Source organism: Schlesneria sphaerica (assembly GCF_044336245.1).
GTDB classification, from domain to species: domain Bacteria; phylum Planctomycetota; class Planctomycetia; order Planctomycetales; family Planctomycetaceae; genus Schlesneria; species Schlesneria sphaerica.
In genome coordinates, this window is record NZ_CP172346.1 from 5,891,613 (window position 1) to 5,910,212 (window position 18,600).

Sequence of the window (18,600 nt, forward strand, 5' to 3'; positions counted from 1 at the left end):
AGCTGGACTTTGTTTTTTAACCGCGCATTCAAACTACACGCGCATTCAAACTACATCAGTCAAGAGAATTGATTCCCTGATGTGGTCTCGGGGGGCGGAGCAGTTCAGGTGGCGCGGGAGCGGAACGGGGGTGCCTCTGGAACGACCGTCGTTCGAGGGGCGCATCACGCGGGAACGCTGGTGCGGTCCCCGCGATGGCAGAGCTGCGCGACTGCGTACGCACAGGCCGCCTCGGCGATCCCGTCCGAGAACTTCTCCTTGAGCGAAATGATTTTGGCAGTCGCTGTTTTGCGGTTCTCCTTGACCAGCCGCCGAGCCAGGAACTCGCCTGAGCCTGAGACCAATACAGTCTGGCAGGGCGAAGATTGTCGTGCCAAGACCCGTTCCAGCGATCCTGCGAGCCTCTGTCGCTGAACATCTGCCAGAAATCTCGCCATCTCGATTGCTTCATTCTGAGAAATCGCGTTCCCATCACTGCATAACGTTCTCACGATGCGGTGCCGGGCTTCTGCTCGGGTGGCCGGTTTGCCGTTGGCCGTCTCCAGATCATTCGCATCTTCCGCGAGGTCACCAAGTAATAAGTAGAGGTCGAGAGTTGTCGCAAAAATCTCGGCGGCGAGTGGGCAATAGCCATCACGAAAAGGGACGCTATGAGCTAAGGCGCAAATGGGTGTGCGTCGAATGCCCGAATAACACAATTCGCCGCTCTGCAGTCGGCTCAGGTCCGTCAGTCCCAGTGAGACCGGCCTTCCCTCATGCAGGGGAATCAGATCGGTCGTCGTGGTGCCAATGTCGACAAGCAGACCGGAACCGGCTGGCGAGAATTGCCCACACCAGGTGGCCAACGCGTGCCAGTTCGCGGCGGCGACCGCTTCCGTCTGTTCGCGTGCCGTTTGGGCGTCGACGAACCGGCCTCGCGTCGTCCAGACGGACAGTTTTGCAGCCGGAGTCGCCAAGTCATGCGAAGTGGTCGCGTTGCTGAGATCACGCATTCCCGCTTCGACAGAGTCGAGGATCGAGGTCACTCCTTCGGCTTTCGTTGTGAAGCAGTCAGCCAGTTCGGCAGTCATCGTCAAGGCAACTCCGTCGCACCCTGGAAAGGACCGAAGGATTGATGCCACTTCTGCGGCCAGGCGTTCCGGGTGGCGCCAGATGGCGAAGGGGCGACTGAGTGTTTGCCCCTGCTGATCAGCCGCTTTGATATTAGCTCCGCCGATATCAAGTCCAACGATCGTCATGGAATGAATTGCCTCGGAACTACGTGACGGTGGGAGTTCTGGAATGTGGATCGGACGCGGAACGGCGCGGGCTCGGCGAGTTGACCAGCGAAACTCTTACCGTCGCTACCCGTCATAACGTCCGCTTCGACGGCGGGGAAATGGACTCTCTCGCGTTTTCGATCGCCCACCTTCCAGATGGACAGAGCGAGAGAGGCGGAATCACCGCAGCACAGGGACCTGCACGGGGAAACGCCCGGCCCTGCTCGGTTCGATCGAGATGATGACCGACTTGAAGGCAGGCGTTCGCGATCGGGGATCCGACGTGCGTGGTACCAGTACGTTACATTCGGGGTAGTACATCGCGGCATTACCAGGACGAATTTTTTCGAAGGGGGTGGCGATGATGTCGACCATTTCTCCTGCGTTGCTTCGGACGGTCGTCTTCTGACCCGGCTTGAGGTGGAATCGATCCAGGTCTTCCGGGTGCAGCAGGATCACGTACCGGCCTTCAATGCCTCGGTAGAGGTCGTAGTCTTCATAGACGACGGTATTGAACTGCCCTTCACTGCGAATCGTCATCAATCGCAGTTCGTTCGGTCCGCCGACCAGTTCCGGCAGCGGATGGACCCGCAATTGGGCTCGACCGGTCTTTGTCGGAAACTGAGGAGTGTGGAACGTGCGGCCGTCGAGCTGGAATTCTTTCTTCGTCTCGCCAATATCCTTGATCTGTTCAAAGCCGGGGACCACCTTGGCGATTGCTTCACGAATTCGATTCGTGTTCCGCATCGATTCCCAGTCGATGGGACCCTCGTTGCCGAGAACGCCGCTGGCAATCGTCGCGATGATCTCAATCTCGCTCTTGAGCCCCACGTGACGTGATGGGCCGCCGTCACTCAGGCGAATGAAGTTGAACATCGATTCCTGCGTTGTGGACTGCGGCTCTTCATCTCTCGCCAGCACGGGAAGAATGATTGTTTCTTTCGCCAGTCCATGTGCATGGCCCGTGTTGAGCGTCGTATTGAGGTACACCAGCATGTCCAGTTTCGACAGAGCCTGTCTGGCGAAGGCCGCATCCGGATTGGACCCATAGAGGTTGCCTCCCAGACAGAAGCCGAATTTCAGTTCACCACGATCTGCCCCCTCCATACAGGCCAGAGTGTCGAGGCCTGGGGTGGTGGGAAGCTCCATGCCGAAGTGCGACTGCAGCTTGTCGAATATCGCCTGTTTCAATTGCGGGGTCACACCCATCGAACCAATCCCCTGCACGTTCGAATGCCCCCGAATCGGCAGCAGTCCTGCATTGGGGCGTCCGACCATCCCGCGCAAGAGGGCGAGGTTGGCGATCGCTTCGACGTTCTCCACCCCATAGGTGTGATGTGTGATTCCCATCGTCCAGGTGAAGACGACGTTTTCGGCAGCCGCGTAACGGGTGGCAATCGCTTGAATCGCCGGTGCGTCCACGCCGGAACGAGTGTAGATCTCGTTCCAGTCCAGCTTCTGCAGATGGTCTTTCAGTTGAGGCCACTGATCACAGTAATTCTTCAGAAATTCTTCGTCATGCGCTCCCATCTCGACAATCCGCTTGGCAATGCCAGAGAGCAGCGCCAGGTCCCCCCCAATGTGCGGCTGCACATAGAGCGAAGCGATTTTTGTCCCGAACATGAGGCTGAGCGGATCGCTGGGGATACTGAAGTTGACCAATCCGGTTTCTACAATCGGGTTGATGACGACGACGTGCCCGCCCCGACGCCGCAGGTGCTTCAGGGTCGACATCAATCGAGGATGGTTGCTTGCGGGGTTGCCGCCAATAATGAAAACCAGATCGGAATGTTCGAGATCGTCAAGAACCAGGGTGGCAGTGCCGGTGCCGAGCACGCTACCTAAGCCCACACCGCTGGCCTGATGACAGTAAAACGAACAGTTGTTGACGTTATTCGTTCCGAAGACACGCGCGAAAACCTGGAGCAGAAAACCTGCTTCGTTTGAACTGCGGCCACTGAAATACCAGAACGTTTCATTTGGTGAGACGACATGGGATGAATCCGCTCCGGACTTCAGGGATGAAGAAACGGCTCTCCCCTGGCTGTCCGTCGGCAAGGGAGATGAGGGATCAGAGCTGGTCGCGGCTTTAGCGGGGTGTTCGCCGTTAGACGAGACTGTATTTGGCCCTGGTGCGGTGGGGACGTCGACCGAGGCCGCAGGCTTCAGCTTTGAGATAATCCGGGAGAAGGCCTCTTCCCAGGAGATCGGCTGATAGTAGTTTTCACCCTGCCGATGAAGGAGCGGTTGGGTGAGACGTCCGCTGGTCTCCAGTTCACGCGGCGAGAACGTCTGCAATTGCGGGATCGAGTAGGTTTTGAAAAACTCGGGTTTGATCGCTCCCTGCATGTCAGCGACCATGGCCTGCAACGATTTCTTGCAGACTTCGGGAAAGACGCCAAGCTCGTTGGCCATTCCTCCTTGTTGTCCACCCATTCCCAGTGCGCAGGTCTTACAGGCATTCTTCGACCGCATGGCCTTCCAGAGTTTCAAGAGGCCCCCTGCTTCGCGTGCCTTACTGAAGGTGTACCGCACCGCTGGCCAACCACCGCCGGTTCGAACTCGTCGCATTTTGAACGCCTTGGGAGAAGACTCGACTGTCGCAGGACGTGGGGATTGTACGTCACTGCAAGGGGGGGCTCAACCGGAACCCCGATCATCCGGCATGCGCATGGTGCGGAGATTCCTTGCGGAAGTGCTTCCGACGTCGGCAGTCCCACCTATCGACGCGCCGTTCAGTACGGATGTTCGGCCAGGATTCGAAGCAACTCGTTCACCGCTTCCGGGGTTCGGTGAATGTGCGTGTGTGTGGCCTTGATCTGCAGCTCGGTCTCTGCACGGCAGTGAACGGCACTGGAGAGTGGAACGACGCGATCCCCTGTTTCGAATCCGGTGGTCATGTAACCTGTTCCGGCAATGGTGTGAACTTTCACGTGGTCACTGATGGGCAGGTCGTCGACGGCTTGCGCGAGCGGATGTTCTGGCTCCAGCATGTCGATACTGTTGGGAAATCGCCAGAAGACTGACCAGCGGAAGACGCCCGGGTTCGAAACGATCAGTTGCTGATGCAGTCCATTCTCAAATGGCGATCGTCGGATCAGCGCAGAACTCCATCGTCCCGTGAGCCGGGATGCCAATGCCGAGCCCCGATGGGGCGTGGCGATGAAGACGACGCGTTGAACCTGCGGTAACGGCTCGAAGAAGAAGACCTTAGCGAGCTGCCGGCGGTACTGATCGTTCATCTGGACCTGGTCCAGAGGGAGGTTGGCGATGGAATCCCAAAGATGAGTTCCGCTGCGGGTGACCTGCATTTTAGACACCAACCCTCCCATGCTATGGCCGACCAGCACCATCTGATGTCGGGAAGGATCATCGCCGTAGGCTGCCAGTTCGGCATCGGCTTCGCAAAGGGCTTGTCGCAGTTCGGCTGCTGCACGGAGAAAGTTTTTGCCTGTGGCATAATCGAATGCCCAGATCTGGTACCGCGCGTTGAACTCGGGATTTGCGCGGAGTTCATTCGCCATATCGATCCACGTACGGGGGCTCGACATTAATCCATGGACGAATAGGACTGGAATCTTTCCCGGTTGATGGGGTTCAAAGAAGTACAGCCCTTCGGAATCGCGGTGTTCGTCGGGGCGGACGAACATTTCGAAGGGGGTGGGAACCGAACCCAGGCTCAGCTCTCGAAAAGCGAAGACCGCTGATGTATCTGTTGCGAGACCGGCCGTGCCGGACGGACCCGGAACTGCATGAGTCGTGTAGGGGTTCCACAACTCGAGCACGGCTGGCTGGCCCCCCGTCCCGTCATTGACTTGAGGTCTGAGAAGGGCTGTTGCGCTGAACGAAACGTGGCGAGGTAGAAAGCGATCGCCGGGACGTAATTCTGTTCGATTGCACTTGCGGACCACCAGCGGGGAGCCGAGTCCATCCTGCCGGTGGTATCGCGACAATGAGGGAGACTCGTATTCGCCAATGGGATGGAGTTCTTCAAACTCTTCGGGTTCCCATGGAAAGCCCGTGGGAGCAATCGGAATTCGTACCATTCCGACCTCGGTGGAGACATCGATTCCTTGGCCAGGAATCCAGCGACCGTAATGCTGGGCTGTTTCCAGCCAGCGGCCGATAGCATGTTTGTAGATGGCCTGCAGGTGCGGCGACGGTGGCTGAACGTTCCCAGGCTGGCCTGACGTCATCTGCTGCCAGGCGAGGATGGCGGTGTGGTAATACAAGTCCGTGGCGTTTGCCTGGCCGAGTTGCTCCGCATGAGCCGCTGTCGCCAGAGCGATCTCTGCCGGGTTTCCCGTGACAGAAGTGGTCGAAGGGATCGGTGGCGACCGCCAAACGGCCGACCTGCCAGTCGCGCATCCCGACGAGGTTGCGAGGGAGAGGCAGAGGAATACGGCAAGCCAAGCGCGTGAACGACTCGTCCGGTATCCCGTCGTCGCGGGCCGACTTGCGAGCGCTGCGGCGTTAACCGATCGCGTCTGACAGTCCATTGTTTCCGGCATTCATCCTTGTATTACCCGGTCCGGGAATTCATCGGATGGCATGAGCTCTCCAGCTTCGCTTTGTGGGCGAACCCCTGAGAGTTTGCCGTTCCGATTCATCTTCACTGTTTCTGGCGAGTTCTTCACGCCAATCTTTCCTGACTCCCAGTCCGAAACCCGCGAAGATAGGGGGACTTTTCAGGTCAGTAAAGATGAAGTGCCAACACGTTGCGTTTTGTCCTGAGTGAGGCGTGTCTTTGATTCCCGTAAGTCGGCCCTGATAACGGGGGGACCCGACTTCATCCTCCGGCGGCACTGCGATTGGCGATCGGCGGTTGAGTCGCCCAGGGCGGAAAGCGGAGCCACTTCTGGTACAGGGCACGTTTGCCGCCACCCCAGACGATTGCTATGATTCAGTTTCCCGCGAGAGTGGCGAAACTGGCAGACGCGCTGGATTTAGGATCCTGTACCTTAATCGGTGTGGGGGTTCGACTCCCCCCTCTCGCATTTTTCCGCATGCCGCTCGATATCCTTGATTGGCAACAGCTCCCCGTGATTCGTCCCGGGGAGTTTTTTTACACCCATCTGCGACTTCTCTCTGCGACTTCGCGCGGCTGGCTCATGCTTGGGAGTGGAACCTCAAGCCTGACACTCCCGAGGTGCGTTCAAACCCCCTGCGACTGAGACCGCATGGTTGCTCTCTGATGTCGCGCGATTCTTGAGCAGGCTTCGTCGATCGCGCCACTATGCTCGGCCGCCACTGCGCCTGCAATCCGTGGACATGAAACGATCTGAGAGTAAAACGTCGCCGCCGAAAGGCCGGCCGCGCTGTCTGACGCGGCCAGACTGTGCCACACGTTCTGCTCGAATTACGATTTCTTCCTGGCACGCGAGCGAGCGGGCTGCGCGGGGGCCTTGCGAGGATTGGCGACGTTGCGCTTGCTGGCTTCGTGAGGGGCGAGGCCGTTGAGCGGCGCGAAACCGCCGTCTTTGGTCGAGTAGGCGTGAACTTCACCCGTTTCCATCTGATAGATCCAGGCATGCAGTTGCAGTTCACCTCGTTGCAGCTTGACGGCGACAGCGGGATGAGTCTGGAGATTTTCGATCTGCACAAGCACGTGCTCGCGGATCGCGATTTCGAGCAGTTCCCGTCCGTGGTACTTTGAGTAATTTTCTTCGACGATCAGGCGAGTTGCCTCTGCGTGCGACAGCCAGCCCCGCACCAGTGGCAGCTTCTTCATGCTGTCGGGCTGAAGCATGGCTGAGATTGCCCCGCAGCCAGAGTGACCGCAGATGATGATGTCCTTAACGCCGAGAGCCGTCACCGCATATTCGATGGTGGCGGGTTCGCCTCCATTCGATGCTCCGTGAGAGGGGACGATGTTTCCTGCGTTCCTCAGAACGAACAACTCGCCCGGCTGGGCCTGCATAATAATCGAGGGGTCAACCCGCGAGTCAGAACAGCCGATAAACAAGGCACTGGGGTGTTGCCCCGAGACGAGCGTCTCGAAGAATTCTCGCTCGTTTTGAAAGACGTTTGTGTGGAACTGGTGGATGCCCGTCAGCAACTGATCCATCGTGAGGATTCTTCTGGAAAGAGGGTGATTGCCATCGGCAACCTGAGAAATGACCGCGCGCGATTATTCTCGAAGAACCTGATGATGACGGGTTCCGCCGTTTGCCACGAAGGCTTGGCAGGTCAGGACGAGAAGAGTCGCACACGGTGATTCAGGTCACCTGACAATTCGGGCCGCTCCACGATGGCTGAGTGTTCGGAAACTCCATGATGTCCCATTGGTGTTCTGCGACTGATAGGGTGATGGCTCGGAATGAGTTTCAGATAATTTGCGAGGGACGGATGCCGCAGTGCTGGCAGAATTCTCGATCTGGCGGACTCCTGTCTCAGTACATTCAAGCTGGCTCACTCTCAGTTCCAGGGCATCAATTCGTTCCAGTAATTCCGCTTCAGTGAGTCCCGCAGATGACTTCGTTGTCGTTTGCGCTTGGTCCTCATCCCCTGCCCGAGTGGATTGCCAGGTCAGAGAGAAGACGGTCACGACAAGCAGGAAGACTCCCAGTACAGATTGCGGACGAGTCATGGAGCTTATTCCGAACGAGAAGGCGAATTGCAGGCTATAAAAAAGGTTCCGGGCGCTGAGAGGACAGTCTCAGCGCCCGGGTTTGGTTCCGTCACGACATGATGACAAAGCCATCGACCCAGAGATTGCAATGCCACCGAAGCTTGGGTATCCGGCGCGACCCGGACGAACGACCGATTTCCGCAAATCGATCGATTTGTGACGGAACCGACTGCATCGAAAACGAGACGTAGATCCTTAGTGAAAACTTCCTGCGAAGTGTCATCAACATGTAAGAGGTTCGATACATTCCAGTGGGATTCGCTGCAATCCCAAAACGTCAAGATTTTGCCGACGTGACTTTCAGGCGCAGGCTTTTTGTTGTCGTTCGGCAGTGAATGCAAATTCTGCACATGAGTTCAGCCACTCGATGACTCGTTCCATTCGCGTTGATCGCGATCCTTTCACCAGCAGGATGTCGTTAGGTTCCAGCCAGCGGTTCAGGACTGCCAAAAGGCTTTCGACATGGGTCGCCGCCGCAACCTGTTCGGGGTTCATCCCTGACTGGATCGCTCCCCGCGCAACATCGTCTGCAAACTCACCACAGACCAGTATTCGATCAATCTGCAACTGAGCCGCCAGGCGGCCAATTCGTTCGTGTTCCATTTTCGAGGTCGAGCCGAGCTCTCGCATGTCGCCCAGCACCAGCATCCGTTTCTGAACACCGGGAATCGCCAGTTCATTTAACGCGTGGCACGCGGCGGCGACGGAAAGCGGACTGGCGTTATACGTGTCGTCAAGCACCGTCCACGGACCAATTTTCTGAAGTCCGCCACGTCCTGGAGGGGGTGAAAACCGGGCGAGACCGCTCGCGAGCTGCTCGATCGGGATGCCGATTTCAAGACCGACTCCGATCGCGCAAAGTGCATTGGAGACCGCGTGTCGCCCGTTGACGGGAACGTCAAATCGGGTTCCTTCGCAGTGGAAACGCAAATTGCCGGGACGGGGTTCGATTTGAGTGGCCTGGATGTGATTGTCATCACCCTGGCCGACAAAAATGACAGGACACGGTGCCCGATCAGCCATTTGGCGCAGATCGGGATCATCACCCGGAAGCACGGCAAAGCCGGTTGTCGGCAGTTGCTCAAGTAACTCTCCTTTGGCCTGAAAGACTGCGGCAAGTGAGCCAAAAGACTCGAGGTGGGCTGGGCCCACTGCGGTGACAATACCAATTTCGGGGCAGGCAATATCGCAAAGTTCGCGGATATCCCCGACGCGTGAGGCACCCATTTCTATGACGGCAAATTCGTGCGACGAATTCAGCTCGAGCAGGCTGAGCGGCAGTCCGATCAGGTTATTGTAGTTTTTGCGGCTGCGGATCCCTTGAAACTGACAGCCCAGGGCCGCGTAAGTCAGCTCACGCGTTGTCGTTTTTCCTACGCTTCCAGTGATGCCGATGACCAGCGGGTCCAGTCGATGGCGATGCCATGCGGCGAACCGACCTAATGCGGTCAGTGGATTATCCACGATCAGAACGGCCCCAGAGACAGCCGATGCAGATTCGGCAGCGACTACGGACAGGTGAGCACCGCGCTGGTGAGCTTCACCGGTGAAGTGATGCCCGTCAAGATGTTCCCCCTTGAGTGCCCAGAAGATACTTCCTGGCTGGACTTCGCGTGAGTCGATGAAGACTCGGTCGAAACAAGCGTCAATGTTACTGACGTCCCGAAGCCGACCGCCTGTTGCCCGTGTCAGGTCTCGGAGGCTAAACCGCTGCATATTAAGCGCTCACTCTCTCGGGTGGGCGAGCAAGTGGTTGCCACCGCTCTCGCAGAAATTCACGCGCGATCTTTCGATCATCAAATGAGAATCGTTCGCGACCGATGACTTGTTCGTTCTCATGTCCTTTTCCGGCGATCAGGACGCAGTCTCCCGGGGCGGCCATTTGCAGGCTTTTGCAAATGGCTTCCCGCCGGTCCTGCTCGACGATCGTGACGGTGCCGTCGTTCTGCATCCCCGCCAGAATTTCGTCGATAATCTTGGCTGGATCTTCTGTACGAGGGTTGTCGCTGGTGACGACGGCGACGTCCGCCAGCATTGCGGCCTTGCCCAGTTTAGGACGCTTGCCGCGGTCGCGATCCCCCCCTGCTCCGAAGACGACAATGACTCGGCCTGCTGTGAGGCTTTTCAGGCTGTTCAAGCAACGCTGCAGAGCATCGTCGGTATGAGCAAAATCGACGAAGACATCGAAGGGCTGTCCGCAGTCGATCTGCTCCATGCGGCCGGGAACTCGATGGAAGGTTTCGATTCCTTCGGCGATTTCTTCAGGTGTCAGTCCAAAGTGGAAGGCCACAGCGGAAGCGGCAAGTATGTTAGAGAGGTTATGGCGTCCAATAAGTCGTGTCGCACACTCAATATGGCGTCCATGCAGACCCAGGCGAAAGCGGGTGCCAGACAACGATTCGTCGCGAATCTGAAGACTCACGTCGGCGAGTGTGCTCAAACCGTAGCTGACGGCGGACAAGGATTCGCAGACGTGGTTGCGAACGGACCAGGCACCGGCGGGATCATCGACGTTCAGGGCGACCATCCCCCCCGGCTGGACCAGTTCCACAATACGGGTTTTTGCGCTGCGGTAGGCCTCGAACGTGCTGTGATAGTCGAAGTGATCCTGCGTGATATTGGTCACGACGGCCGCACCGAGTTCGACTCCGGCGGCACGGCCCTGGTGGAGTGCATGACTGGAAAGTTCGATTGCGGCATGGGTTGTTCCCGCCGCAACCATGCGGCCGAACCATTGTGCGAGTGATCGAGAATCGGGAGTCGTCAGTGTGGCCGGTTCGCTCTGCTGGCCGTCCGAATACTCGACTGTTCCCAGGAGGCCTGTTCGCCGTCCCGACTTTTCCAGCAGACTGCGGATCAGCCATGCGGTGGTGGTTTTCCCGTTCGTTCCGGTTACGCCCGCGATGTTGAGAAGGCGCGTCGGATTTCCTGACAGGGATTCACAGATACGGGAGAAGGCCGATCGGACGTCCGGTACAACACATTGAGGCAACGGAATTTCGGGATGTGGCCGATCGACGAGCAGTCCCGCGGCACCACGAATGTAGGCCTCGTTGATATATTGATGGGCATCAACGCGTGTACCGCGGATGACGGCAAAAAGTGTCCCTTCACGGACATCCGAGCTGTTTTCGACGGCATCGATGACGCACAGATTCGTGCATCCCACGAAGGTCGCCTGAGGCAGTAGCCGCCTTAAACTGACGGCACATGGAAAAGTACTCGCGTGACGCACGAACGCCTCCCTGCGATCGAAACGCAAACCCGATGGCGTCGGACTTGTCCTTGATTCACCCGAAAGCGTCAAGACGATTTCATTCTGGATGGCGATCGGGCTTGCTTCCGCAGGAGGCTTCTCTCAGAATGCGGCGGCTTTATGAGAATCTGGCAGGGATGGAAACCTGACAGGGTAATTGAAACCCCGACGGGGTGACGCCGCCACACGCCTTCAGCCGAACACCCGAATTTTCATGTATGAAGAACTTTGCATCCTGAGTGGTCGCGCCAATCCGAAGCTCGCGTCCGAGATCGCGTCGTACCTCAGTATTGGACTGGGTTCTGTGGTACTCGATAATTTTCCTGATGGGGAAATTTCGGTCCGTCTGGATACCAATGTCCGAGGTCGTGACGTCTTCCTGGTTCAGCCAACAGGCCCCTCGGTCAATGAGAACCTGATGGAACTGCTGGTGATGATTGATACGTGTAAGCGTGCCAGCGCTGAACGCATCACCGCCGTCATCCCCTACTACGGCTACGCACGTCAGGATCGCAAGGATATGGGACGCGTTCCCATCACTGCCAAACTGGTTGCCAACCTGATTACCAAAGCCGGTGCGGACCGGGTACTGGCGATGGACCTGCACGCCGCGCAGATTCAGGGTTTTTTCGACTGCCCTGTGGATCACCTGTACGCGTCACCGATTCTGGACGATTACTTCCGGTCTCTGAATCTGCCCACGGAAAATCTGGTCATCGTCAGCCCTGACGAAGGGAGCATCAAACGGTCGCTCCAGCACGTTGACCATCTGGGGGGAAGTTTTGCCATCGTCGATAAACGTCGCGCGAACGCGTTCGAGACCCGGCAGGAAAACTTGATCGGCGGGCCGATCGAAGGCAAAACGGCCATCATTTTTGATGACATGATCACCACCGGGGGGTCAATGGTCGGTGCTGTCAGGACTGTGGCCCAGTTCGGCGCCAGCAAGATTTATGTCGGGGCGACGCATGCCGTTTTCTGCGGCGAAGCCGTCAAACGGTTACGGGAAGCTCCCATTGTTGAGATCGTGGTCTCGAACAGTCTGGCCCTGAAACCCGAGCAAATGCTCCCCAACCTTCGCGTCATCTCGGTGGCTCCACTTCTGGGTGAAGCGATTCGACGCATTCACAGAAATGAATCGGTCAGTTATCTGTTCGATTGAGCTGTCGATCAGTGGATTGTGCAGTGGGGGCGTGTGCCCGTCCCGCGTTTGCAGCGTGTTACAGGACCAGCGGCCCTCCGCACACAAACCATGAACGATCCAAACGCAGCAAAGCCTCGCGATGAAGCACGAACTGTCCCCGCTGGGCGACCCGGGGTGTTTCGGCATGGTATTCCCATTGTCGGCATTATCGGAGGCATCGGATCGGGCAAGAGTTCCGTGGCAAAATGGGTCGCTGCGCATGCCCCCGTGAGTGTGATTGATGCAGATGCCTTAGGGCATGAAGCACTACTCGAACCACACGTTGTCGAAGCGCTGCGTGCGATGTTTGGTTCCGAGATTCTCGGCGCAGACGGAAGAATTTCGCGGCCGGCACTGGCGAAGAAGGTTTTTGGCTCGACCCCGGACCACCTGAATGCCCGGCACGAGCTGGAACGAGTCGTTCATCCGGAAATCATAAGAAAGGCCGTCGAGGAATTCGGGCGGGCGGCTGCATCGGGCATGGCTGCTGTCCTGCTGGATGCCGCGATCCTGCTCGAGGCGGGCTGGAATCAGGAATGCGACCTGGTGGTCTACGTGCAAACCCCCGATGAGATCCGTTTGCAGCGAGTGCGGGACAACCGGGGATGGACGGCTGACGAACTGCATCGGCGTGAGGCGAGTCAGTGGAGCCTGGATCGCAAGCAAAGGGGGGCCGATTTTACCGTCCTCAATGACAGTGACCTCGATCATGCCGGGAGTCAATTACTCGCGGAACTCTGCCAGCGCGGTTACATCAACTGACTTGAGTCGATGGCGCCATCTTTCGTTCTCTACACCAGTGGTTCCCCCTGCTGCTCGATCGAGCTGGGGGTTTGCACGTCAGAGATATCCCTTCTCCGGAATACGTCTCATTAACTTGTCGTAACGTCTCCAGAGGAGGCGTTTGCTGATTGGTCGCAACGGGGAGAATGCGCAGTCCCCGCCGGACGGGAATTCGACGTGACTCAGTCCGAGTGTCAGCAGGAAGCTGTCGCCAATTTCTGCCGGTTGACCCCATCAATGGATCGGTTTTTCGTTCCAAACAGGCAAGTTCTGCGCGGGTGAAGCGAGTCTGGACAAGTGTCCTTGAAGCTCTGTACGAGCGGAATAATGAGCACAGATAGTCCTGTCGGATTTTTCCGCAGATTCGGTCAAGTTGCCTAACCGACAATGTCGAATTCTTAGCTGACCGCGTGGCCCAAATTCGAGGCCGGTCAAAAATCTTCTGTCGGTATGACATCAGGGATGAAATCATGCGCCATCGCCTTCGGATTTTTACAGGTCAAGAAGAATCCACTCCAGATGTCCCCGAAAATGTCACTGTCCGCCTGGGAGACATCTCTCGCGCCCTCATTGACGCGACCCGCTGGAATCGGACCTGGGTGAGCGACTTTGCGGATGATGAGATCCAGGTTTCCACCGATCTCTACGAAATTCTGTCTGCCTACATGCGATTGCGTCCCGGCGCGTGAACGCATTATTCTTCCAGCAGGTCGAGAGCGATTTCCCCGTGCCTGCCGGAATCCAGTCGTTGCGATTGGACGGGGCCGTCGAAACGTACGATGAGCCCCTGGAGCATGGGGCACCAGTTCGCTCTCCATTCAGAGGGGAACTGGTGTGACTCTGCAGCAACAGGCAGAGGCAATCTGGCGAGCGGGAGTTGCCGCCGTTGATTCGACCGCGCTGGTACGTCATGCGATTTCCGCCGACCGCTCATGTCTCACGATTTGTGGTGAGACAATTTCCCTTGATTCGCTGCGGCGTCTTGTGGTCGTCGGTGCCGGGAAAGCCGGAGCCGGAATGGCTGCGGGTGTGGAAGACGCATTGGGAAGTCGCTTCCTGGACAAACTCACTGGCTGGGTGAATGTCCCTGCGGATTGCGTTCGTTCCTTGGAAAAGATCCATCTGCATCCGGCAAGGCCCGCTGGAGTAAACGAGCCGACCGAGGCGGGTGTCCACGGATGCCAGCAGATTCTGGAACTTGTCCACTCTCTGACGCCGGACGACCTTTGTCTCGTGCTGATCTCTGGTGGAGGTAGCGCTCTGCTCCCTGCTCCGATTGAGGGTGTTAGCCTCGCAGACAAGCTCACCGTGACGCGGCTGCTGATGCGTTCAGGGGCGACAATTCACGAACTGAATACGGTTCGCAAGCGATTGTCACGCGTCAAAGGGGGGGGCCTGTTGCGCGCGGCTCCGGCAGGACGCATGATCGCCCTGATCATCTCGGACGTGCCGGGTGACCCGCTCGGCATCATTGCCTCAGGGCCGACAGTGGCCAATTGTGACTCCGCTCAAGACGCTCTGGCCGTGCTGGAGCGGTTTGCGGGGACTGATTCAGCCCATAGTTCCGTCCCTGCCTCCGTGTGGAATGCCCTGCGCCAGCAGATTGGCAAGCCGGTCGCGGACGAGAAATCGACGATCGAGTGTCACAATTTTGTGATTGGGAACAATCAGACCGCAGTCAATGCGGCTGCGGCCGAAGCCCGTCGTCGGGGCTTTGAGGTTCGTCTTCTGGGAACGGACCGACAGGGAGTTGCCTCGGAAATTGGGGTGGAACTGGCGGAACTTTCTTCGACCGCACTAAGAGAGGCTTCGTCCCGCAGCATCTGTTTCCTGGGTGGGGGAGAACCCGTCGTGAAGCTCGCCGAAACGGATTTGCCCCGAGTTGGGGGGCGGAATCAGGAAGTGGCTCTGGCGGCGGGATGTCATTGGGGGAATCGGGATCTGAGTCGTCTGATTGTGCTGTCAGGCGGTACCGACGGCGAAGATGGGCCTACTGACGCAGCGGGGGCGTTCTTCGACGCGACGGTGCAACAGTCCGCACAGGACAAGGGGCTTGATCCTCGAACATTCCTGGCGATTAACGATTCGTATACCTTCTTCAATCAGGTCGGTGGACTGCTCAAGACTGGTCCCACTCACACCAACGTCATGGATCTGCAGATGGCCCTGGTGGCGGGTGAATCACGATGACAGTCATCTTGAAACTCGGGGGGAGTCTGCTGACGCTCCCGGGACTTGCCGAACGCCTGCTGGCAGTCCTGGCCCAGCGACCCGGCGAGCGCTGTCTGATTCTGATTGGGGGGGGAGCGACGACGGACGTCGTACGGAGCTGGAGCAAGACTCATCATCTGACTCAGGAAGTCGCTCATTGGCTGGCAATTTCCAGCCTCGACCTCAATCGCAAACTATTGGAGGCACTCCTGCCGTGGACGACCGTTGCTTCGCGCGCTGCTGCCGATCAACACTGGAAGCAGAGAGCTGCTCCTCTGCTTTTGGACTTCCACCAGTTTGTGCGTGAGGAAGAGCCGATTTCGGGCTTACCCCTTCCCCATCACTGGGACGTGACGAGTGATTCTCTGGCGGCCTGGACCGCGCGACTCTGGCCTGCAGAAGAACTGATCCTTCTCAAGTCGGTGGGGATTCCAGACGGTGTAACGCTGCAGGCTGCTGCCCGAGACGAGCTGGTTGACTCGTATTTTCCCCACTTTGCCAGCGGCATCGAGCAGATCTCGTGGTGTAATCTGCGCGCCAGCGAGCTGAAAATTCAGCCTTGGCGGAATCTGGACTGAGACGCTTTCGGGGTCGCCCAGGACATTGACTGAGCGACCCGCATGAGATCCCTTCTCAGCCGAAGTAGGCGACGCCGTTCTGGAACAATTTCAAACCCGCGCCGTCCCCTTCCAGCTTCAGTCGTGTCCAGTGGGGATGTTGGGTGGCGAACAGGAAGCGTTCCGGGTGTGGCATCAGTCCCAGAATTCTTCCGGTAGGGTCACTGAGTCCGGCGATATCAGCGACAGCACCATTCGGATTGGCGCTCCAGCGCGCGTTGACAGGGCGTGAGGGATCACCCTGAACCCAGTCCGCGTACTGGACTGCGATTTGTCCTTTCTCCTGCCACTGCTGAACAACACTCGGATCTTTCGGAACCAGTCGTCCTTCGGCATGGGCGATGGGAAGATCGAGGGACTCGATTCCGCGGAGGAAGACATTGTTCGACTGACCGACTTTCAGGTGAACCCAGCGGGCTGTGTATTTTCCGTTGTGGTTCCAGGTAAGAGTGGCGTCAGCGTCGCTGCGTTCGGAGGTGCCCCATCCCTCGGCCCCGTAGGGTAATACGCCAGCTTTCAGCAGCGTCTGGAAACCATTGCAGATTCCCAGAACCAGCTTGTCAGACGACAGAAAGCGCTTGACGGATTCGCCGAGATGGCCTCGCAATTGGCTTGAAAAGACCACACCTGCACCGATGTCGTCGCCGTAGCTGAATCCGCCAGGGATACACAGAATCTGGTAGTCATCGAGCAGTTGGGGTTGTTCGATCAGCCGGAACAGATGCACCCGGTCGGCCCGTGCACCGCAAGTGTCGAAAGCGTAAGCCGTTTCAATGTCACAATTTGTACCCGGTGCACGCAGCACACAAACGCGAGGCGAAGCCATCTTCCATTCATTCCTTACAGAGGAACCGATCGTTCGTCGGATGTGCGACGAAGATCCATTCCCAACTCTTGACCGCCTATCATAACTGCGCACGGCCGGGTCACAACCGGCTCGGATCGAGCTTTCTTTCCAAGAGCAGCGAATTTTCCGCCCATTCCGCCCGGCGAAGCGTGAGCCAAGTGAGAAACGTGCTGTTCCACCCGCGCGACGCTTTGCGGAACCGAATCGGGGAGTTGAAGGTTTGGCACTTTCGTTGCGTGATTCTCCTGCGGACACTTCGCAAGCCGCAATATTAGGTTAGACTGGTTTGCAGAAGTTCAGGTGTCTTCGCCGTCAGGCCGCAAAAGGGAACGGCAGGGGTTCGCGAGGCCAGTGTTTCTTGTTGTTTCGCTGCGTTGAGAAGATGGATTGGGAATGACGAGCGATTGGAATCGGGTCTCCGGCTGAGTACGGCGATTTGTCCCTGAACGGTGTTCTGCCTCGTATCGGAAATGGAGTTCAATCATGCGACGGTATTTGATTCTTGCGCTCATCTTTTGCTCGTGCGGCCTGACAACAGGTGTTTCCCGGCCCCTGATGGCGAACGGACCGGCCGAAACGATGGTTGCTGCGGAGCAGGTCATCTCGGAACTGATGGCCATTCCCGGGAAACAGATTCCTCAGAAACTGCTCCAGGACGCTCAAGGGATCGCCATTATCCCCAACGTCATCAAGATCGGGTTTATTGCCGGTGCGCGTCGTGGGCACGGCGTGGTTCTGGTGCGGGATCACGATGGTGAATGGAGTCTTCCCCAGTTTCTGACGCTCACGGGCGGGAGTGTCGGCTGGCAGGCAGGGATTCAGGGAACAGACGTCGTTCTGGTGTTCACGACACGTAAGGGAGTCGACGGACTGCTGCAAGGGAAGTTTACCGTGGGGGTCGATGCTTCCGCTTCGGCCGGGCCGGTGGGGCGCGAAGCGGCGGCGGGAACGGATGCGACGCTCAGGTCCGAAATTCTGTCGTACTCGCGCAGCCGGGGACTTTTCGTCGGTGTTTCACTCGACGGATCCGCTCTTGAAATTGATCACGATGCTCATGCGTTCTACTACGGAACCCCATCGGGGACTCTGCCGAAGCGCGTTCCCAACGAAGCAAATGACCTGCGACAGCTCATGACAGATCTGACTCCGCCCCCCATCGTCGTTGCTCCCGGTGCGCCCCCCGCCACTCCTGTCGTTCCCACGGAAGAACCAGCACCAGCGACCGTTTCTCCGAGATTGATCGAAAGCTTGCGACGCTCGCTCGTACGGAACTCGGACCAGCTTCAAGCCATTCTCAGCCCGGAATGGCGGCCTTATCTGGCGATTCCGAAAGAGCTGCGAGAATCGGGCGTGTATCCCTCACAGGATTCACTCTCCACAGCGATTGCGCACTTCACCAAGATCAGTTCTTCGCCCGAGTATCGGCGGTTGACTGTCCGACCCGAATTCCAGAACACGTTCGAGCAACTGCGTGAATACGCACAGGCCGTATCGACGACGCAGCCCCTGCTGGAACTCCCTCCCCCGCCTGTCTCCACCCGCAAGTCGATCGACTGAGTTCAGGATGAGAGCGACGCGAATCGTCGAGCATTCATCAGTTAAATGAAATCTCAGTGAATGGAGGCCACCGGCATTTAGATGTCGCGTGGCCTTTTCCCTGCGCACCGGGTTAATTGGGCTGTACGAGTCGCCTCTGTCCGTGAGTGTAAATACGTCCGGTTGCCGCTGAGGCAAACAGTGGACGATTTCCTGCATTTCATGCGGAAAAGCAGCGAATTGGGGGCTTGCGGATGATGGAAGGAATGCCTACTTT

Annotated in this window: 14 protein-coding genes and 1 tRNA gene; 7 read left to right on the plus strand and 8 right to left on the minus strand. The window is 57.8% G+C overall.

The window, feature by feature from the left end; all coding sequences use genetic code 11:
- Window positions 1-164: 164 nt before the first annotated feature.
- From ACGY09_RS21280 to ACGY09_RS21290, 3 genes are all read right to left on the minus strand, one after another.
- Window positions 165-1,238: a hydantoinase/oxoprolinase family protein gene (locus tag ACGY09_RS21280; RefSeq protein ID WP_397569347.1), complete on the minus strand. Its 1,074-nt coding sequence runs from the start codon at window positions 1,236-1,238 to the stop codon at window positions 165-167.
- A 201-nt stretch (window positions 1,239-1,439) separates the two neighbouring features.
- Entirely contained in the window at window positions 1,440-3,830 is a 2,391-nt protein-coding gene (locus tag ACGY09_RS21285) for an FdhF/YdeP family oxidoreductase (protein WP_397569348.1), read from the minus strand.
- Between the two features lie 164 nt (window positions 3,831-3,994).
- Window positions 3,995-5,758 carry an esterase/lipase family protein gene (locus tag ACGY09_RS21290; RefSeq protein WP_397569349.1) on the minus strand — a complete coding sequence of 588 codons (1,764 nt, stop codon included), beginning with the start codon at window positions 5,756-5,758 and terminating at the stop codon, window positions 3,995-3,997.
- 414 nt (window positions 5,759-6,172) lie between these two features.
- Between ACGY09_RS21290 and ACGY09_RS21295 the strand changes: the two genes are divergently transcribed.
- Window positions 6,173-6,256 (plus strand) — tRNA-Leu (locus ACGY09_RS21295).
- Window positions 6,257-6,618: 362 nt separating this feature from the next.
- On the opposite strand, the gene ACGY09_RS21300 is transcribed toward ACGY09_RS21295, so the two are convergent.
- The 4 genes from ACGY09_RS21300 to ACGY09_RS21315 form a co-directional block, all read right to left on the minus strand.
- A complete protein-coding gene (locus ACGY09_RS21300; protein WP_373652965.1) occupies window positions 6,619-7,326 on the minus strand; it encodes a carbonic anhydrase in 708 nt (235 codons plus the stop codon).
- A 156-nt stretch (window positions 7,327-7,482) separates the two neighbouring features.
- The gene (locus ACGY09_RS21305; protein ID WP_397569350.1) at window positions 7,483-7,848 is read right to left on the minus strand and encodes a hypothetical protein; all 366 of its coding nucleotides are present in this window, start codon (window positions 7,846-7,848) and stop codon (window positions 7,483-7,485) included.
- 342 nt (window positions 7,849-8,190) lie between these two features.
- Complete coding sequence (murF, locus tag ACGY09_RS21310) at window positions 8,191-9,606, minus strand: UDP-N-acetylmuramoyl-tripeptide--D-alanyl-D-alanine ligase (RefSeq protein ID WP_373652963.1); 1,416 nt, start codon at window positions 9,604-9,606, stop codon at window positions 8,191-8,193.
- 1 nt (window position 9,607) lies between these two features.
- On the minus strand, window positions 9,608-11,059 hold the full coding sequence (locus tag ACGY09_RS21315; protein WP_397569351.1) for a UDP-N-acetylmuramoyl-L-alanyl-D-glutamate--2,6-diaminopimelate ligase: 1,452 nt from the start codon (window positions 11,057-11,059) through the stop codon (window positions 9,608-9,610).
- A 301-nt stretch (window positions 11,060-11,360) separates the two neighbouring features.
- Here ACGY09_RS21315 and ACGY09_RS21320 point away from each other — a divergent pair, with 301 nt between their 5' ends.
- From ACGY09_RS21320 to ACGY09_RS21340, 5 genes are all read left to right on the plus strand, one after another.
- Window positions 11,361-12,308 carry a ribose-phosphate diphosphokinase gene (locus tag ACGY09_RS21320; protein WP_373652961.1) on the plus strand — a complete coding sequence of 316 codons (948 nt, stop codon included), beginning with the start codon at window positions 11,361-11,363 and terminating at the stop codon, window positions 12,306-12,308.
- A gap of 90 nt (window positions 12,309-12,398) precedes the next feature.
- Window positions 12,399-13,091, plus strand: coding sequence for a dephospho-CoA kinase (gene coaE, locus ACGY09_RS21325; protein ID WP_397569352.1), 693 nt, complete (start codon window positions 12,399-12,401; stop codon window positions 13,089-13,091).
- A gap of 491 nt (window positions 13,092-13,582) precedes the next feature.
- Window positions 13,583-13,801, plus strand: a complete 219-nt coding sequence (locus ACGY09_RS21330) for a hypothetical protein (protein ID WP_373652959.1) — start codon at window positions 13,583-13,585, stop codon at window positions 13,799-13,801.
- A 145-nt stretch (window positions 13,802-13,946) separates the two neighbouring features.
- Entirely contained in the window at window positions 13,947-15,302 is a 1,356-nt protein-coding gene (locus ACGY09_RS21335) for a glycerate kinase (protein WP_397569353.1), read from the plus strand.
- On the plus strand, window positions 15,299-15,901 hold the full coding sequence (locus ACGY09_RS21340) for a uridylate kinase (RefSeq protein WP_397569354.1): 603 nt from the start codon (window positions 15,299-15,301) through the stop codon (window positions 15,899-15,901). Before ACGY09_RS21335 ends, ACGY09_RS21340 begins: the two co-directional genes overlap by 4 nt.
- A 55-nt stretch (window positions 15,902-15,956) precedes the next feature.
- Here the strand turns inward: ACGY09_RS21340 and ACGY09_RS21345 are convergent, their stop codons facing one another.
- A complete protein-coding gene (locus ACGY09_RS21345) occupies window positions 15,957-16,766 on the minus strand; it encodes a phosphoribosylformylglycinamidine synthase subunit PurQ (RefSeq protein ID WP_397569355.1) in 810 nt (269 codons plus the stop codon).
- A 504-nt stretch (window positions 16,767-17,270) separates the two neighbouring features.
- Here ACGY09_RS21345 and ACGY09_RS21350 point away from each other — a divergent pair.
- Window positions 17,271-18,344 (plus strand): lipid-binding SYLF domain-containing protein, encoded by a 1,074-nt coding sequence (locus ACGY09_RS21350; protein WP_397569356.1) that lies wholly within the window; start codon window positions 17,271-17,273, stop codon window positions 18,342-18,344.
- Window positions 18,345-18,600 lie beyond the last annotated feature (256 nt).

Bases quoted from the DNA above. Each gene is read 5' to 3' on its own strand.
- ACGY09_RS21280 (WP_397569347.1), bottom strand. From the start codon at position 1,238: ATGACGATCGTTGGACTTGATATCGGCGGAGCTAATATCAAAGCGGCT.
- ACGY09_RS21285 (WP_397569348.1), bottom strand. From the start codon at position 3,830: ATGCGACGAGTTCGAACCGGCGGTGGTTGGCCAGCGGTGCGGTACACC.
- ACGY09_RS21290 (WP_397569349.1), bottom strand. From the start codon at position 5,758: ATGGACTGTCAGACGCGATCGGTTAACGCCGCAGCGCTCGCAAGTCGG.
- ACGY09_RS21300 (WP_373652965.1), bottom strand. From the start codon at position 7,326: ATGGATCAGTTGCTGACGGGCATCCACCAGTTCCACACAAACGTCTTT.
- ACGY09_RS21305 (WP_397569350.1), bottom strand. From the start codon at position 7,848: ATGACTCGTCCGCAATCTGTACTGGGAGTCTTCCTGCTTGTCGTGACC.
- murF (WP_373652963.1), bottom strand. From the start codon at position 9,606: ATGCAGCGGTTTAGCCTCCGAGACCTGACACGGGCAACAGGCGGTCGG.
- ACGY09_RS21320 (WP_373652961.1), top strand. From the start codon at position 11,361: ATGTATGAAGAACTTTGCATCCTGAGTGGTCGCGCCAATCCGAAGCTC.
- coaE (WP_397569352.1), top strand. From the start codon at position 12,399: ATGAACGATCCAAACGCAGCAAAGCCTCGCGATGAAGCACGAACTGTC.
- ACGY09_RS21330 (WP_373652959.1), top strand. From the start codon at position 13,583: ATGCGCCATCGCCTTCGGATTTTTACAGGTCAAGAAGAATCCACTCCA.
- ACGY09_RS21340 (WP_397569354.1), top strand. From the start codon at position 15,299: ATGACAGTCATCTTGAAACTCGGGGGGAGTCTGCTGACGCTCCCGGGA.
- ACGY09_RS21345 (WP_397569355.1), bottom strand. From the start codon at position 16,766: ATGGCTTCGCCTCGCGTTTGTGTGCTGCGTGCACCGGGTACAAATTGT.
- ACGY09_RS21350 (WP_397569356.1), top strand. From the start codon at position 17,271: ATGCGACGGTATTTGATTCTTGCGCTCATCTTTTGCTCGTGCGGCCTG.